Annotated in this window: 6 protein-coding genes; 3 read left to right on the top strand and 3 right to left on the bottom strand. The window is 71.5% G+C overall.

Translation table 11 applies throughout. From position 1 onward, the window contains the following. Positions 1-23: 23 nt before the first annotated feature. Positions 24-2,651, bottom strand: a complete 2,628-nt coding sequence (locus ACFZBU_RS11425; protein ID WP_391583276.1) for a right-handed parallel beta-helix repeat-containing protein — start codon at positions 2,649-2,651, stop codon at positions 24-26. Further along, complete coding sequence (locus ACFZBU_RS11420) at positions 2,648-11,155, bottom strand: hypothetical protein (protein ID WP_391583275.1); 8,508 nt, start codon at positions 11,153-11,155, stop codon at positions 2,648-2,650. Before ACFZBU_RS11420 ends, ACFZBU_RS11425 begins: the two co-directional genes overlap by 4 nt. A 208-nt stretch (positions 11,156-11,363) precedes the next feature. Between ACFZBU_RS11420 and ACFZBU_RS11415 the strand changes: the two genes are divergently transcribed. The 3 genes from ACFZBU_RS11415 to ACFZBU_RS11405 all read left to right on the top strand — a co-directional run bounded on the left by ACFZBU_RS11415 (position 11,364) and on the right by ACFZBU_RS11405 (position 13,140). Beyond that, positions 11,364-12,386, top strand: a complete 1,023-nt coding sequence (locus ACFZBU_RS11415) for a serine/arginine repetitive matrix protein 2 (RefSeq protein WP_391583274.1) — start codon at positions 11,364-11,366, stop codon at positions 12,384-12,386. 61 nt (positions 12,387-12,447) lie between these two features. Beyond that, entirely contained in the window at positions 12,448-12,756 is a 309-nt protein-coding gene (locus tag ACFZBU_RS11410) for a hypothetical protein (protein ID WP_391583273.1), read from the top strand. Positions 12,757-12,804: 48 nt separating this feature from the next. Further along, complete coding sequence (locus ACFZBU_RS11405) at positions 12,805-13,140, top strand: hypothetical protein (protein ID WP_391583272.1); 336 nt, start codon at positions 12,805-12,807, stop codon at positions 13,138-13,140. A 45-nt stretch (positions 13,141-13,185) separates the two neighbouring features. Here the strand turns inward: ACFZBU_RS11405 and ACFZBU_RS11400 are convergent, their stop codons facing one another. Beyond that, positions 13,186-17,853 (bottom strand): FtsK/SpoIIIE domain-containing protein, encoded by a 4,668-nt coding sequence (locus ACFZBU_RS11400; protein ID WP_391583271.1) that lies wholly within the window; start codon positions 17,851-17,853, stop codon positions 13,186-13,188. Between the last annotated feature and the right edge of the window lie 87 nt (positions 17,854-17,940).

Below are 17,940 nucleotides of genomic sequence, written 5' to 3'. Positions count from 1 at the left end.
GATGACAAAGGGGGTGTGCACGGTCAGGACGAGCCCGCCGGCCGCGGCAGGTCCATCTCGTCGAGGACGACCAACTGGCGCTCGTCGGGTGCGTCGATCTCGGCCATTCGCATCGCCTGACGTTCGGTCATCTGCTGGAACACCTGGCGCGCCGTGCGGCCGTTGCCGAACTGCGCGCCACGCGGCATCGCGACGAACAACTCGCCGAGCGCCTTGCGCGCGGGGACGCTGAGTTCGTAGCGGTGCCGACCCGCATGGTGCTCGACGATGCGCACCAGGTCGTCGGCCGAGTAGTCGTCGAACAGCAGGCTGCGGGTGAACCGTGAGGACAGACCCGGGTTCGAGGCGATGAACCGCTCCATCTCGCCGGGATACCCGGCCACGATCACGACGACCTCGTCACGGTGGTCCTCCATGAGTTTGACGAGCGTGGCGACGGCCTCGCCGCCGAAGTCGTTCGCCACGCCGGCGGGCACGAGCGCGTACGCCTCGTCGATGAACAGCACACCGCCGCGGGCGCGATTGAACGACTCGGTCGTCTTGGGGCCGGTGTGCCCGACGTACTCGCCGACCAGGGAGCTGCGGTCGACCTCGACCAGATGGCCGCGCTCCAGGAGTCCGAGCGCCTTCAGCAACCGTCCGTACAGGCGCGCGATGGTCGTCTTGCCGGTGCCCGGGTTGCCCGCGAAGACCAGGTGACGACTCAGCGGCGGTGCGGGCAGTCCGGCCTCCTGACGCCGACGCACCGTCTGCATGAGCTTGACCATGCCTCCGACATCGCGCTTCACGCCGTCCAGTCCCACCAGTTCGGCGAGTTCGGCGAGCAGGTCGTCCAGCGTCTCGGACGGCGGCGGAGCCTCGCCCAGTTCGGCCAGATCGACCGACGCGGGCACGGCGGGAAGCGGTGCGCCACCCGCCGCGGCGACGCCCGCCCCGGCCGGGGCGGCGGGCTCGTGCGGCGCCCGGCTGGACCCCTGCGACAGCGAGGCCAGCGACGGCGCGGCCACCCGGACGGACACGCACTCCTCGAACACCGGCCGCGCGCCCTCGGCGAAGCCGACGTCCTGCGCGCAGTCGAAGACCCGGCAACCGACGAACCGCGGTTCGGCGTCCCGGCCGATGTGCAGGGCGGGGTACGCGCACCCCGACAGATCGCTGTGTTCGATCACCCCACGTGCACCCTCGCCGAACAGGATGCCGTTCTTCCCGGTCCCGTCCACCCGGATGCCGCGCACCGTCGGTTCGGCACCCCGTCCCACCACCAGCCCGCTGCCGCCGACGGCGAAGACGCCGCCGCCGTCCATGCGCAGCCGGGCACCGGAATCGACGCTGACACCCGCGCTGCCCGTCTCGGCGATCCGGGTCGCGGACAGCGTGGCGATCGCGTCGGACCCGACCTCGACACCGGTCCTGCGCTGCCCGCTCACCACGCATTCGCGCAGTTCCGATTCCGCGGACGAGCGCAGCCGAACCCCCGTCTCGCCGCCCTCGACCCGGGTGGCGCGCATCGCGACCCGCGCCTCGTCGACCACATGCACCCCGCACATGGTCGCCCCGGCGACCGTGGTGTCCACGATCTCCGCGTACGCGGACCCCACGACCGCGAAGCCGTGCTCGTCGCTGCCGTCGAGCCGGCAATCACCGAACCGGGCCCGCGCGTTCTCGCCGAGGTGCACCGCGGTGAATCCGGTGCCCGCCACCAGCGACGCGGTGACCGTCACCTCGGCCTCGCCGAGCGCGACGATGCCGTTGGCGGCAGGAGCGACGATCCGGCAGCCGTGCGCGAGGAGTTGCGCCGCGCCGGCGACGGCGACCGCGCTGCCGCCGGCGTCGGTGATCCGGCAGTCGGTCAGGTGCACGCGCGCCTCGTGTTCGGCCTGGACGCCGCTGCGTCCGACCTTGCGCAGCCGGCAGTCGTCGAGATGGACCTCGCCGCGTTCCTCGACCAGCACGCCGTTGCGTCCGGCGCCGTCGAGTGTGGTGTCCCGGGCCAGCAGCCGCGCGTCCGCGCACACCCGCAACGCGGAGCCCGAGGTCTCGCGTACCCGCAACCGGTCGGCGACCAGCACCGCGTGGCCGGTCAGCAACACGCCGACGCCGTCGATCGTTTCCACGACCGTGTCCTCGGCGCGGGCCCGGGCGTCGCCGTCCAGGACCAGCGCGGCATGCCGCGCGCCGCGCAACCGGGTCCGGGAGAGCAGCAGGACACCGCCGCAGGTCGGGTCGGCGAGGTCGACGTCGAGCGGGTCGGCGAGCGTGAGCAGGGCGTTGCGCGCGTTGCCGCTCGCCTTCGCCGAGCCGGCTACGTCCACCCGGCCCCGCTCCAGTTCGCACGCGTCCAGCGTCAGGCCGGCCGCGTCCTCCACCCGCACGACCGGCTCCGCCGGGTCCGCGCCGCGCAGGACGAGCCCGCGGAGCAGACAGCCGGGGGCGGCGACGGTCAGGGCGGCTCCGGCCCGCGCGCGGATCACCACCGTCCCGGCTCCGTTCTCCGGCCGCAGGACCACGCGCCGCTCCAGGCGCAGGCTCTCCTCGTACTCGCCGGGAGCGATCAGGATCTCGGCGCCCGCGGGCGCGGCGGCGAGCGCGGACCCGATGTCGCGGTGGGTCCCGCGGCCCCTGGGGCCGACGCGGATCTCCGGTGTGCTCATCCGCCACCTGTTCCTGTTCCGGGCAGCAGGTTGTCGCCCGAGTGCACGTCGGGCCGGTCGCCGATCCAACGGATGGTCGCGGGACCGAGCACCGTGAGCGAGAAGAGCTTGTCCACGAGCTTGCCGATCGCCCCGATGACGAAGATGTCCATGGGACCTTGCCGGTGGATCCACCGGCTGCCGATCGTGTGCTGCACCAGGGTGCGGAGCGCGCCGACCGAGACGGTGTCGAGGAGGCCGCCGACGACCGACGCGAGGCCGGACAGCACGGCATCTTGGCCGGTGAGCTTGATGATCGCGCCGTCCGCACCGCGAACCCCGAAGAGTGCGGCCTGCGATGCGCCGCTGACGAATCCGCCCACCGCGCCGGTGCCGAGCCCGAGGGCGAACTCGTACGTGCCGCCGCGCCAGCGCACCGGGCGCTCGTTGGCACCGAATTCGGTGTTCCAACTGTCGTCGTTGGGACGCCAGCTGCCCGACATTCCGTAGTCGATGTTCGACCAATACACCTTCCAGCCACCGCGGTTGGCGGACATGTGCGCCGCCGCGACGGTGCCCTTGGTCATCGAGCTGAGCGCGGCGCCGAACGCGGCGCGCCCGACGTCCACGGCGCTCAAACCGCTGCCGGACATGACCCGGACGATCGACAACACGACGAGGTTCACGGTGAAGTCGAGCAGGAACTCGTGCGTCATGTCGATGCCGATGGACTGGATCGCCCGGAGCGCGAACGGTGCCGGGACCGCCTCGCCGTCCACGGACGGACCGAAGTTCCAGCGGTTCGCCTCGCGGAACGTGCGGTTCAGGCCGCGGTATTCGTTGAACCAGCCGGTGAAGTGCGTTTCGCGTCCGACGATGGTGCCCACGCCGTGGGCGTCGAATTCGGTGATGTACCCCGGGATCGAGCGGTCGTTGACGAGCGTGACGCCGTCGGTGTCGTAGCGCCGGCCGTGCTTGTTGAAGGCGTTCGTCTCCAGGAACGTGCCGTCCGAGAGCCGGACCTTGACCTGCGCGAGGATGCCGTGGTCGGACTCCTGCCAGATGTGCCGGTCGAACTCGGTGGTGGGGGTGGGGGTGTAGTCGCGAACCCGGAACGGGGAGTCGGTGAAGTAGTCGCGCACCATGTTGGTCGTCTTGGGGGCCGGAATCTCCTGGACGACCCGGTCGTCGAGACCGGTGATCCGGTCGGACCACCGGGCCCCCCGCTCCCAGCCGGGCAGCGCGTTGCCGTCCGCGTCGAACCAGTGCCGGATCCGGTCGTTGACGCCGGTGCCGAAGGTCAGCACGTTGTTGTTCGCGTCCATCTTGTTCCAGTGCCACACCTCGTTGCCCCGCGCGTCCACGCCGCGCCACGCGTCGACGGTCAGGCCCTCGCCGAGCAGTCGGTGGTCGCGGATGAGACGGCCGTCCGCGTCGAAGTCCTGGAACGACTCGCGGTCCCACTGCCAGGCCGAGATCTGCCGCTCGAACGAGGTGATCCGCACGCCGCCGATCTCCGGGTGGGCCGCGTCGTGCCACCGGAACACGCGCGTGTTGGCCCCGATGGTGCCGACTATGTCGAGACGGCCCGCCCCGTTGGGATCGGGGAAGGAGTCCGAGCGGCCGAGGACGACGCCGTGGTGGTCGTACATGGTCCAGTTGCCGGTGCCGGCGTCGATGGTGGTGCGGGTGTTCGGCCCGGCGCCCCCGGCGCCGTCGTTCGGCCTGGGCCGGTAGTCGATGAACGTGCCGTCGGCGAAGCCGGTCCGCACCACCGTCCAGTCCTTGGCGCCGGGGGTGTACCAGTCGCCGTCCTCCAGGTCGGTGGTGACCCGGTCCTGCCAGGTGATCTGCTTCTCGCCCGCGCCCGGGGTGGGCACGAAGTCGGTCGGCACGTGCGTGCGATGCCCTCGGAGGCCGCCGACGCCCTCGGACCACGGGAGGTAGCCGGGCCGGTGCGGCACCGGCGTTCCCACGTTCGGGCCGGCGTGTACGGCGGGCAGTTGTACGTTGCCCACGGTGAGGGTGTCGCCGTTCGGCAGCGTGCGGGTCTCGCGGACGATGTCGCCGTTGCTCGCGACGTCGATCACCGTCTTGTTGTTGGTGGTGAACTGCACGCCGCGGCTGCCGCCCGCTCCGCCGCCCGCCGGCTCCTGGGTCCACGTCGCCACCCGCAGGCGGTTGTCCTTGGCCAGCCACGGGTGGCGGGTCAGGTCGGTCGCGCGGATCTCGGCGCTGAACAGGTTGCGGAAGAACACCGGCGGCCGCTGCTCGGCGAAACGGACGACCTGGAGGAAGTCGCCGTTGTGCAGCGTCTTTCCGAAGCCGTTGACGTTGCCGTCCGGGTGTCGGGAGACGAAGTCGCGCTTGGGGACGCCGTCGGGCCCCAGCTCGATCTGGTGGAAGCGGCGGACGTCGTGCAGACCGAACTGGAAGCGGCCGAACTTCTCCTGGACGGTGATGGGTTCGCCGGTGATCGGGTGGTTCGTCCGGTCCGTCCAGCCCCGTCCGGGGCCCCAGTGCCGGGTGCCCGACGCGATCGGTCGGAAGTCGGCGTCGAACCGCACCCACGTGGTGTCGGCGAAGCCCTGGGTGGCCGGCACGTTGTCCAGCTTGGCCAGGACGTGTCCGCCGTCCGCGCTCATCTGGAAGTGCCGTACGCGGACGTCGAAGCCGAACACGCTCTTGACGTCGAACCAACTGCGGGTGCTCTCGCCCCAGTGCCGGGTGCCGTGCTGGATCAGGTCGCCGTTCGGGCCGAACTCCGCCCACGTACCGCGCTGATTGAACAGGCCGAAGTTGCCCTGGGTGGCGGGGGTGTGGTGCGCGTCGAGCATGTTGCCGTCGGGCAGCGGCCTGCGCTCGAACACGGTGACCTTGAGGTGGCTGACCAGATGGACCCGGCCCACCTCCGCGCCCTGCACGTCGACCGTGCCGCCCTCGAACCACGTGCGTGTCGCCGGTCCGGGCACCGGTACGCCGCGGGCGTCCGTCTTGACCAGCGACCAGGTGGGATCGCCGCCCGCCGGGTAGGTGATCTCGAAGTGCCGGTTCGGATCGATCGCCCCCCGGCCACCGACGATGTCGACCCGCTGGAACTCCAGCCGCCCGCCCGCGTCGAAACGCCGGAACTCGTTCGTGTGCACGCCGATGCCGTCCACCCGGTATCCGCCGCCCGGCTGCGGGGTCGCCCGCAGGTTCGGGAGCGCTTCGAGATTGCCGTCCAGGACCCGGAGGTCTCCCCCGGTGGTTCGCAGCAGCTGCACCCGCGCCGGGTCGGTGAGTTGCCCGTCCGACAGCTTGATCACGTCGAACCGGTGCGCGCCGGCGCCGTCGGCCACGGTCAGCACGCTGATGTGGCCCTCGCCGTGCGCCACTTGCTGCGGGGCCGCGACGAGGTCGAGCCTGCCGGTTCGGTCGAACAGGCGGAACCCGCCGTCGGTGCCGCGCAGATGGAAGCCGCCGCCGTCGCGGGTGTGCACGGTGACGTCGGGGACGGCGGCCAGATCGTCGTCGACCACGGTTCGTGCTCCGCCGGGGTGCACGCGGATGTTCTGCGGCAGGTGGGTGCCTGCGGCGTCGGTCAGCCGCAGTACCCGGAAGTCGAACGCGCCGGTGCCGGAGAAGACCCGGATCGAGGTGTCGTCGCCGACGCGGAGCGTGCCGTCCGGGCGGCCGGCCACCTCGACCCTGATGTTGTGGCCCGCCGCGTTCTTGGCCAGCGGCAGCGGACCGGGCGCGGGTCCACCGGCCGTCGGGGCCGGGTGGCGGAAGACGAACTCGCCCGTGGGGGCTCCGTCGGGGCCGCGCAGCGCAACGGCGTCGAAGCGGTGTGCGCCCCGCATGCCGACGACGACGTGGTCGGTGCCGTGGACGATTCGGAAGCCGTCGTCCAGCAACTCCGTCTGGCGGACGACGTGTGTGTCCGGGACGGGGACCAGGTGTGTGTCGACCAGGGTGGCGGCATGGTTGTCGAATTGCACGAACCGGCCGCCGAACGGGCCGCCGTCGGGCAGGTGGATCGCCTCGTACCGGCGCTCGCCGTCGAGACCGTGCACGGCGAACGACCCGTCGGGATCGGTGAGCCGCAGTTCGCCGCCGATCCGGGTGATCGTGCGGTCGGCATCGGGTACGCCGCCCCGGGTGTGCGGGTGTGGCACCGGTGCGCTGGGGGTGGCGACCGGCGCGTGCACGTATTGCCCGAGCCGTGCGCCGTTCGCCGTCAGCTCCACGACGTCGTGCGTGTGCGTGCCCACGTCGTCGACGCGGATCGCGCCGCCGGGGTAGCCGACCAGGTATCCGCCGCCGTGCTGTGGAGTGACGTCGCCGTGCGGCACGATCGTGCCGTCGCCGCGGGTGAGCTGCGGCGGCCCACCGGCGTGGTCGGGCAGTCGGATGAACCCGCCGGGTGCGCCGCCGCCGGTGAGCGGAAGCGCGGTGTGCGAGAACACGCCCTGCGGGGTGTGCACGGCCACCACATGCGGTCGGCCGTCGGTGCCGGTGACGTGGAAGGTGTCGTCGACCCTGGTGACGGTCGCGGTCGTGGACGGTGTGCCGTCGATGCCGCGCGGGTGGGGCAGCGGGTTGACACCGGCGACGGGGGTGAAGACGTGCAGCCCCGTCCCGGCGCCGTCGGCGGTGGCCAGCGGGACGACGTCGTGGCCGCGTGCGCCGCCGGCGTCGACGTGGAACTGCCCGTCCGCGTGCACGACGCGGAACTCGTTGCCCAGCTGCGGGATCACCTCGGTGCCCGGGACGGGCCTGCCGTCGGGGCCGGCCACGTGCGGGGTGTCGCCGTGCGGCGAGCGGATGTGGCCGCCTGGCAGGCCCAGTCCGTCGATGCGGGTCAGGGGCAGGGAGTCGTGCGAGAACCGGCCGTCCGCACCGAAGACGCGCACGACCGGTCCGGTGCCGGTCGGGACGACGTGGAGCATGCCGTCCGCGTGCGCCGGTGTGGTCACGGCGCCGAGCGTCGCGGTCGCCCGGGCGTCGACCAGGGTGCGGGGTCCGCCGCCGTTCGGGGTCAGCACGTGCAGCGGCAGCGGGTTGCCGTCGGATCCGAACAGCCGCAGGCCGGTGTGCGACAGCGCGCCGGTCGCCGGGTCGTGGAGCCGGAAGCCGCCGGTCGTGGGGATGTTGATGCCCGCCGCGTCGAACCGCACGGGCGGCCCGCCCGGATTGCGGACGCTCCCGTCGGCATTGATGTGGGTGACGCCGAGGGGCTCGTCCGCCACGTCGACCCGGACCACGACGAGGGTGCCGTCGTCCGCGCCGCCGCTGAGAGTGAAGCGCCGCTCGATGCCGACGAGTCGGCCGCCGTCCGCGGACACCTCGAAGTCCCACCGGCGGGTCTCCACGTTCGGCACGACGTCCTGCTCGACCCGCACGATGTTGTTCCCGCCCGCACCGGTGCCGGGCGTGGTGCGCAGACCGGGCCCGTCCGCGGCTCCCACCACGCGGACGCCGTCGACGCCGCCGTCGACGAGGCGAACCTCCAGCCGTGTGTTCGGCAACCCCGGGATCTCGACGAGGTGCGCGCCGGGGGAGGCCGTGCCGCCCGTACCGTGGACCGGCGGCACGCCGGTGCCGTTGCCGAGGGTGGTCGAGCCGGTGAGCCCGCCGGCCGGAGCCGGCGAGGTGATGGCGGTCAGCTCCACGGACTGCCCGGGAACGGCGCCGGTGACCTCCGCGTCGATGACCTGGTCGTCGAGGAGCCGGTGATTGTTCGAGGCGTTCAGTTCGTAGTCCCAGCGGTGCACGCCACCGCCCGGGAGGGTCTGTTCGATCCGCAACACCTGCTGCTCGCCCACGGTCAGGTGGAACGCGTCGATGTCGGTGCGGCCGCCCGCGCGGACGTCGATGTCGACGGTGTGGCCGGCCCGGGCGCTCGGCAGGACCCGAACCTCGACGCCGTTCAGCCCCGGGATGCCGCCGAATGTGTGCGCGAAGTCGTACCGCACGTTGTTCACCATGAACACGGTGATGTCGTTGCCGGCCGGGCTCGACGGCACGACGTGGGCTCCGCCGGTACGGACGCCGCCCACGGCTCCGGTGCCCGGTGGGCCGCCCACGGCTCCGGTGCCCGGTAGGCCGCCCACGGCTCCGGTGCCCGGTAGGCCGCCCACGGCTCCGGTGCCCGGTAGGCCGCCCACGGCTCCGGTGCCCGGTACGCCCACGACTCCGCCCTCCGGCATGCCACCCACCGTTGCGCCGCCCGGTACGCCGACCGGTGTCACGTGGCCGAGCCCGTGGCCCGACGTCAGGTTGCCGAGTGTCACCTGGCTGCCGTTGACACCGATGTGCGTCGTCCCGGCCGCACCGACGGTCGGCGCCTGGATCTGCGAGGTGATGGGGACCGAACCGACCTCCGGGACGTGGGCCAGGGTCCCGTCGGCGCCCCCCACGGTCCGCGGGCCGGCGAGGTTGGTCGGAGTCAGGCCCGGCAGGTCCGCCAACTGCGCGCCGACGGTCGGCAGTTTGAGGTCGCCGACCGCGGGCGTCGGCATCGCGCCGGCGGTGTGGCCGAGCCCGGGGGTCGGGGAACCGGACACGCCGGGGACCGGCGTGGTCGACACGGACGGCAGGTGGGCCTGCGGCAGCGCCGACACGGTCGCGTTCGGCATCGCGACGCTGCCCGTCTGGGGGACGGCCACGTGGCCCAACTGGGGGAGGGCGACGGTGCCGATGCCGTCGACGTGGGGGAGGGCGACGGTGCCGACGCCGTCGACATGCGGGAGGGCGACCGAGCCGGCCGTGGGCAGGTCGTGCACGAGGGCGCCCGAGCCCGGCAGGCCGAGTTCGACCCTGGGCAGCGCGTGGGTGACGGTGCCCAGGTTCGGGATGCTGACGTGCCCGAGCGCGCCCGGCAGTGCGGTCGGCGCGGTGGTGCCGAGCCCGGTGATCCCGGGCGGGACCGCGAGATGGTTCCCGAGATTGGCCGTGCTCAGTCCGGTGAAGGAGAACGACGGAATGTCGGCGATCTTGCCTCCGAACCCGGTGAGCGGGGCGATCGCGCCCAGGTCGCCCAGGTTGCCCGTGGTGCCCGTGAAGGTGTTCAGGCCGGGAAAGGTGCCGGCGTGGAACCCACCGCCGACGACGCCCAGACCGGGTACGTGCACCATGGGCAAGTTGCCCAATCCGCCGGTGAATCGGCCGGACAGCGGCGGCATGTCGAAGGTGTGCCCGATCGGACCGACGTGCACCGAGCCGATCCCGCCGACGCCCACATGCGGCAGCTTCACCACGTCGCCACCCGGCGCGAAGGCGGTGAACCCCGCGTTGACGCCGCCGGAGATCTTGGCGCCCGCGCCGATGAACTTGCCGTCGATGAACGCCCCGTAGCGGTACATGTTGAACATGCCGCGGTCGATGAAGCCGATCCGGAAGGCGAGCCCCAGGCCCTCCCCCATCTCGTCGGCCGCCACCGGCAGGAACAGCCGCAGGCTCTTGAAGCCGCTCAGCCCGCTCGCGATCGAAGTCGCCATCCCCTTGAAGGCATTGACGGTGGTTATCACGCTGCGCAGGCCGAAGAACGTCTTCGCGCCGGCCAGGTTGATCACGGTGAGCTCCGCGGCGATCGGGAACACACGCACACCGCGTCCGAAATTGCCGCCGAACGCCACGATTTCGGGTACGCGAGTGATGGCGGGGCCCAACTTCAGTCCCTGGAGCCCGCCCCTGATCCACGACCCGGCCGCGCCCACGGCCGAGTCGATGCCCAGCCCCACTCGGCCGAACAGGCCGAACGAGTTGGGCCCGCCCAGGAACAGGTTCTTGCTGCCCGCGATGCCGCGATTGCCGGTGACCTTGATGACCTTCCACAGGTTGCCGAGGTGCAGCCCCTTGGTGGTGGGGGCGATCACCCCCAGGACGCCCAGGATGAGCTCGGTGACACCGGCCTTGCCGTGCGCGAAGTCGATCGCGGTCTTGATCAGGAGCGCGACGCCCAGTGCGATGGTGAGCAGCGCGAGCGCACCGCCGAAGATCATCGCGGGCAGGACCAGGATCATCGCGATCCAGCCGAGCGCCTTCCAGAACTCCTCGCACTCGTCCACGGGGGAGGCGATGGACTCGGCCGCGGCGTTCAGCGCCCGGGCCGCGGTGTCCGCGGCGCCCGCCAGAATCTTCCGGGCGTCCTCGGCGGTGGCCTTGTGCGTGGCCCGGCCCGCGTCGTCGTCCTCGGACAGCGCTGCGGCGGCGGTCAACGCGGCGTCCGCGCGCCGCTGTTCCGTGCGCATCACGCCGACGTAGACGGTCAGCGCGGTGCGGACGTCCTCGTGGGCCTTCTTGAACGTGGAGATGTAGTTGCGCAGGTTGCCGTCGATGACGCCGCGCATGGCATCCGCCGTCTTGCCGATGAAGATCTGGCTCGACGTGTTCTTGATCTCGGTGAGGCCGTTGTCGATGTCCCTTGCGAGATCGACGAATTCCTTCTCCGCGGCGATCACCCGGTAGATCCGGTCGGCGTCGCCGGGAGTCGGGTCGCCGTCGAGGCCGAGCGCACTCCAGTCTCCCGGACGAGCCATCGCCGGCGCCCCTCTCGCTCGATCGTGCTCCCACGGCCCTTTTCTGTACGCGCCGTTCGTGGGTCGGGTTCAATCCTTCTCGAAGGGACCCCAGGCGAACCTCCCACGGTCGCGACCGGAAATTGAACCTCCCACGGTCGCGACGCGTACAGAAGTGGAGCCGGTTCCGGGTGCGGCGCACGAAGCGGGTGAGGAACAGGAGGTCCGCATGGCCGATTTCGCGGTCGACTACACCAACCTGCACACGATCCAGAGCAAGCTGAGAGACCTTGCCCGGCAAGCCGACTCGGGCACGAGCGGGGCGTTTCGGGAACTCGGCGAGGCGGGCGCCGGAGAACGCAAGGCGTGCCTGGGCACGGCCGGCCTCTCGTACGCCTTCAACAACTTCTACCACCACTCGAAGTCGCGCACCGGCAAGGCCAAGGAGGGCCTCACCCAACTCGCCGACACCATCAAGTCGGTGTCCGACGTGTTCTTCGACGCCGACGCGCAGATCTCCGGCGCGGCCGGGCTGGTGACCACGGTCCTGGGCATCGACCAATGGCGCAACACGAAGGCGACGCACGACAAGTGGCTTGCGGACAAGGCCAAGTGGGACGCGTACCTGGCCGGCATCGGCGCCACCGACTACTTCCGCGACCACCCGGACAAGAACAGCATCCGCTCCGTGTGCCACGACCCGGAGGCGCCCGCGTGGTGTGTCTCCTGGATGGCCAGGGGCGACCGGGAAGTGCCGCCCAAACCCGGCGAGGAACCGCCCAAACCCCCGGACAAGCCGCCGACTTCGCACCACTACCAGGACAAGAACGGCAGCATCGACGTCAGCGTCGAACTGGACAAGGACAACAACGTCATCAAGGAGACCTCGAAGATCACCAACCCGCAGGGCCTGACCTACGAGTCGACCGTGACGTACAAGGGCCCGCCCGAATGGGTCGATCTGCCCGACGGCGACGACAAGGACAAGGAGCCGGACAGGTTCGACGCCCGCGACTACACCATCACCACCACGTACGGCGACGGCAGCAAGGGCACGTCCGAGTACACCATCAACAAGGACGGCAGCGGCACGATGATCTCCACCGCCGGCGAGAAGACCGAGCACTACATCCGCGACGGTCCGCGCGCCAAGTGGAAGCCCGATCCCGCGTTCGCCGACGCCGACGCCGGCAAGGACCACAACCAGGACCGGGGCGGCAATCTCGGCAAGGGTCAGGGGCGCATCATCTGACGCCCGCCCCCATCGCGCCCACCCGCTCCCACCCGCTCATCCGTTCCCGAGGAGACCTGCCATGCCCGCCAACATCAAGCTCACCTACGCCGAGATCACCCGGGTGTCCAACCTGCTGGACAACAGCGTCGACCACACGCTCGTGCCCCGGATGAAGGAGGCCAAGGCCGAGGTCGACAACCTGCTCACCACGGACCTCGTGCTGGTCCAGGCCAGTCCCGCGCTGCAGGCCCAATACGAGAAGTTCAGCACCGCGCTCACCGCCGCCACCGAGAGCATCAAGGGTTACGCGACGCAGTTCCGGCAGATCATGCAGTCGGTCCAGGACATGGACAAGGACATCGCCGACAAGGTCAACTCCGCCCAGTAGCAGCCTGCCCACCCCCCGCACCGGCAGCCGACCCCATCGGAGGACCACATGGCCGACATCCACGTCGATTTCGACGAAATCGCCCGCGGCGCCACGAGAATGGGCGCCAAACTGGCCGACATCTCCAAGGAACTGGGCGAATTGGAGACCCATGTCAGCAACCTGCTCCACGACGGCCTGGTGTTCGAAAAGGCCAGCCCCGCGCTGCAGGAGGCATACCAGACCTTCAGCACGCAGATGAAGTCCTCGGCGGCCAACATCAAGTCCTACGCCAAGAACTTCACCGACATCGCGGACTCGCTCGGCAAGTCGGACGCGGATCTGATGACCAACATCCGCACCGCCATCGAGAAGATGAAGCACGAGGCGGCGAACCACAAGTAGCCCGCCGCTCCCGCCCGTCCCGTGCGGGTGCCGCTCCCGTCCCGGTCAGCCGTCCAGGACGGTGAGCGGCACCTGCACCGCGATCGCCGCCCCCGCGTCGCCCGCGGTCCAGCCCCGACCCGGGCCCAGCGGTGTGCGCACCTGCTCGGCCGACAACCTCGCGCCGATCAGATCCCCCTCGCCGAGGGTCTTCGGTCCCAACAGCAGGCCGCGCCGCGAACGGCGCGCCATGCCGACCCAGCCCAGCGAACTCATCGACTCGGCCAGGCCCGCCAACAACAGCCCCTGCCCGTGGTCGCGGCCCGACGCCGCGATCTGGCGCAGCACCGAGTCGGCCGAGCAGGCGAGCATCAGATCGGCGTCGTCCACCACGACCACCACGGGCTTGTCCCGCACCTCGGCCAACGCCTCGACCAGTGTGTCGGGCGACGGATCGGGGTCGTCGAGCACCCGGGCCAGCCCGTGCGCGGCCAGCTTGCGCAACTGCGAGTCGCGCGGCGTCAGGACGATCAGGTGGGTGCCGCCCATCAGCAGCGACACGCACATCGCGGCCAGCGCCGTGCTGCGCCCGCTGCGCGGCGGTCCCGCGACCATGAACGACCCGCCGCCGTCCGCGAAGTCGTGACCCAGCGGCTCGACCGCGTCCCCGCCCACGCCCAGCAGTGCCCAGAACGGCTTGCGCAGTGGCTGCGGCACCCCGGCGTGCGCCTCCTGGAAGCCGATCAGCGTCGGCATCTCGTTGATCCGGAACGGCCGCCGCACGGCGGGCACCCGGGCGTCGCGAATGGTCGCGCGCCGACCCAGGTCCCGCATCGCCTCGGCCTGGTCGCTCTGATCGACGATCGAGGTGTCGCCCGGCTCCACGGCGCCGGCGGCAGGGGCCTTCGAGGGGTCGGCGACCGACGGCAACAACGCGATCTGCGCCTCGATCGCCCCCGGGGCGAGCCAGCCGCGGCCCGGCGGGACGTACGACGGAAGGTTGTTGCGGGCCATGCCGATGAGCGTGTAGTCGCTCGGGTCGGACTGCCGCAGCAACAATCGCCGGTCGTTGTGGGCCGCGAGACGCCCGCCGAGCAGCAGCCGCTCGGACGTGGCGATCACATGGATTCCGGCACCCTGGCCCTCGCGAAGCAACCGGACGAAGTCGGCGTACAGCCGCCCGCCGTCGTAGTCGTCGAGCATGTTGCTCAACGCGTCCCAGCCGTCCACCATGAGCAACAGGTGGGCGGGTCGGCGGTCCTTGGTCAGTTTGCCGCGCAGTTCGGTGACGTCCGCGCAGTCGTGGTGGGCGATGAGCCGCTGCCGGACCGTCAGTTCGCCGATCAGGCGGGTGATCAGCCGTTCCATGCGCTCCGCGTCGTGCCGCGAGACGACCGCCCCGCAATGCGGGAGCGCCTCCAGCACGCTCAGCCCGCCACCGGCCGAGTCGATGGCGTAGATGTGCAGGTCGGAGCAGGCGATGGTGAGCGCCGCGGCGCCGGCGATGGTGCGCAGGACCTGGGTGCGGCCCGAGCGGGGTGCGCCGATGACGTACAGGTGGCCGAAGGTCGCGAAGTCGATCGTGGCCAGCCGCCGGGCCTGGAGCTGCGGAAGGTCGAGCAGAGCGTAGGGGACCATCGGCAAGGCGCCGGGTGCCGGCTCGGGAATGGGCGGCAGGTCGTCCAGCCGCATGCGCTCGTCCATCGGCGGCAGCCACGGGCTCGGCAACGCCCGGAAGTCGGTCAGTCGATCCGCCGCCGTGCGCAGCACGTCCACCAGGGCGCGCAGGTCCGTCGGCTGCTCCTCGAACGGGGGACTACCGCCCTCGTGTGGATCGGCGGGCGATTCGAGACCTTCGAGACCGGCCTCCGAGAGGTCCAGCGGGCGGCCGAGCCGCTGCCAGCCGAGTCGGACTCCGCGTACCGGCCTGGACGCGGCCGCTTCGGCGACCGCGCTCGGGATCGCACCGGCGCGCTCCGCGCCGACGAACGCGGTCTGGAACGGCGTGGGCGCCCCCTCGCCCCGGCGGACCAGCGCCCGACCGGGGTTGTGCGGCGAGATCCCGGCCGCCTCGCCGCTGTTGATGATGTCCTGGCTCTCCGAGCGGTCGGTCACCCGCAGGGCGATGCGCAGGTTGGTGTTGGCCTTGATCTCGTTGCTGACCGAGCCGCCGGGGCGCTGGGTGGCCAGCAGCAGGTGCAGACCCAGCGATCGGCCGCGCTGCGCGAGGCTGATCAAACCGGGGACGAAGTCCGGCAGTTCGCGGACCAGGGTGGCGAACTCGTCGATCACCAGAATCAGTCGGGGCAGTGCGGGCAGCCGCGGATCGCGGGCGCGCTTGATCCGGTACTCGGTGTGGTCCTTGGCCTCGACCTCGTTCAACACCGTCTCGCGGCGCCGCAGTTCGGCGTCCAGCGAGGCCAGGGCGCGTTGCACGAGGTGGCCGTCGAGGTCGGTGATCATGCCCAGGGTGTGCGGCAGTTCGGCGCATTCGCGAAAGGCGCTGCCGCCCTTGTAGTCGACCAGGACGAAGGTCAGTTCGTCCGGCCGGTTGGCCGCGGCCAGCGACGCGATGATCGTCTGGAGCAGCTCGGACTTGCCCGAGCCGGTGGTGCCGCCGATCAGGCCGTGCGGTCCGTCGCGGACCAGGTCCAGGCGCAGGGTGCCCTCGTAGCCGCTGCCCAGCACGAAGGAGGTGGATGCCGGACGGCGCTCCCATGCGTGGAGCACGAGATCCGCGTCCGGCGGCTCCTGGCCGATCAGCGGCAACAGCGCGACCTCGGACGGCAGTCCCGAGTCGCTTTCCACGGTGACGTCGCGCAGCGGGGCGACCGCCCGGGCGACCTCCTCGCACCAGGCGGGATCGACCAGATCGGCCCTGATGCCCTTGACCTGCGGCACGTGCGGCGCCTTGACGTCGAGGCGACCGCCGTTCGCGGTCACCACCGCCGTGCACTCCTCCGGCAGCAGGTGCTCGCGTTCCTCCAGGCACAGGCTGAACACGCGAACGGCCGGACCGGTCGTCAACACCTCGATCACGCCCGGCACATCGCGCAGCCGACGGGCTCCGTCCAGAATCACCAGGACGTCCGGTTCGCGTTGCAGGGTCGGGCCCAGCGCCGACTGCGCGGCGTCGAGGCGGGTCTGGACATCGGCGATCAACTCGTTGACCCGGTGCGCGGTGCTCTCCGGATCCGTGCCCAGGGCCACCACCGCCGAGCCCGCCCGGCCCGGCCGCAGGTGCGGCAACCAGCGGACCCACTGCCACGCGTCGGCGTGCTCGTCCTCGGTGAGCACGACGATACGAACATCACGCGGGCTGTGCAGCACGGCGGTCTGGATCACCGCCCAACTCGCGATCCGGCGCGGCGTGGCACCGGGCGCGCTGATACCCACCACGCCGAAGTCGGCCAGTTCGACGCCGAACGGCACGTCGGCGAGCCGCCAGTTGACCTGCCGATAGTGCGTTTCCCGGGCCTGGTCGTCGATCTGCTTGAGCGACGCGCGGGTGAGCGTGCCCAGCCGGATGGTGAGGTGGTCGCCGTCCCGCCGGCGGCGCTGCCACAACCCCAGGCCCGGGCCGGTCGCGGTGAGCAGGATCGCGGCCGGGTCGGGGAACGTGCTGTTGCGCAGGCCGCGTTCGTCCACGGTCGCGCGCCGCATCTCCAGTTCCAACGCCGAGCGGCGGATGCGGTAGACCCGCTTGGCCTCTTCGTACTGCTTGCGGCCGGTGCGCCGGCTCGAAACCCAGTTGCCGACCGCCATGATCGGCGTGAAGACCAGGAAGACGACGAAGAAGAGGCTTCGGAACAGGAACATCATGGCCAGGCCCATCACCAGCGGGGCCATCATCATCAGGAAGGGGAACGGGCGCTTGGTGTTGTCGGCGGGCGGACCCGCCATGCGGATCGTCTCGGCGTCCAGGTGCGGCGCGATGCGCGGCGGCCGGTTGTACTCGACTCCCAAGCCGTCCGCCGATGCGCGCACCGCCGCCTCGGGCTCGTCCGGCGGGCCCAGGCGCAGGAGATGCTCGCCGAGCGACAGGTCGGCGTACGTCGGCCAGGGCTGCGATCCGTCGTCGGGCGGCGGAAGGTGGCCGACCGGCGGCAGCGGCGGCCGAACGGGCATCCCGTCCGGCCCCGGCGGCGCGGGTTCGGTGGAATGCCCCCCGGGGCCGCCCTCCTGCGTCCCGGCCGGCTCCTCGGCGGTGAGCGGCGTGCCCGTGACCGGATCCACGGGCGGTGGCGGCGTGAGGCTGCGCAGGCCGCACCGCTCCTCGTCCACGTCGTCGGGCAGGCCGACCGTGACGGATCCGTCCGTGCCGACGGTGATCCACGTTCCCTGCGGGGGTGCCTGGCCACCGTCCAGCCGCAGCGCACACGCGCGATCCGTGCCGACCTCGTGCCGACCCGGGCCGAGTCGCCATACCCGGCCCGCTCCGGGGCCGGACACATGCCGCACGGTCACGAGCACCGGATCGGATCCGGGCGGTTGCCATGCGCGCGTCGCCGTCTCGGTCGACACGGGGCCGCCGAGCCCGATCAACGCCCCGGTGCGGATGCCGCTCGCGCCCACCCGCACATCGGGGTTGAGCCGTCGAGTCCCCAGGAACAGGTCGGCGGCGCCGAGCACCGAGCCGAGATCGGCGACGGTCGCCGAATCCGGGACGTCCAGCAGGTGATCCGCGCGGCGGCCCTGTGGATCGGTGGTGGTGACGGCGAGATTCACGGGCATCCAACTCTCTCGCGGGGAGGGGAGGCAGCGAGACGACGGGGGCGGGGGAACGGGGTCGAAGGTTCGAGGGGGCGGTCTGGACACGCG

The organism is Embleya sp. NPDC008237 (assembly GCF_042956465.1).
In the GTDB taxonomy this organism is placed as follows: domain Bacteria; phylum Actinomycetota; class Actinomycetes; order Streptomycetales; family Streptomycetaceae; genus Embleya.
This window is presented reverse-complemented; position numbering and strand designations above follow the sequence as displayed.

Bases quoted from the DNA above. Each gene is read 5' to 3' on its own strand.
- ACFZBU_RS11410 (WP_391583273.1), top strand. From the start codon at position 12,448: ATGCCCGCCAACATCAAGCTCACCTACGCCGAGATCACCCGGGTGTCC.
- ACFZBU_RS11420 (WP_391583275.1), bottom strand. From the start codon at position 11,155: ATGGCTCGTCCGGGAGACTGGAGTGCGCTCGGCCTCGACGGCGACCCG.
- ACFZBU_RS11425 (WP_391583276.1), bottom strand. From the start codon at position 2,651: ATGAGCACACCGGAGATCCGCGTCGGCCCCAGGGGCCGCGGGACCCAC.
- ACFZBU_RS11400 (WP_391583271.1), bottom strand. From the start codon at position 17,853: ATGCCCGTGAATCTCGCCGTCACCACCACCGATCCACAGGGCCGCCGC.
- ACFZBU_RS11405 (WP_391583272.1), top strand. From the start codon at position 12,805: ATGGCCGACATCCACGTCGATTTCGACGAAATCGCCCGCGGCGCCACG.
- ACFZBU_RS11415 (WP_391583274.1), top strand. From the start codon at position 11,364: ATGGCCGATTTCGCGGTCGACTACACCAACCTGCACACGATCCAGAGC.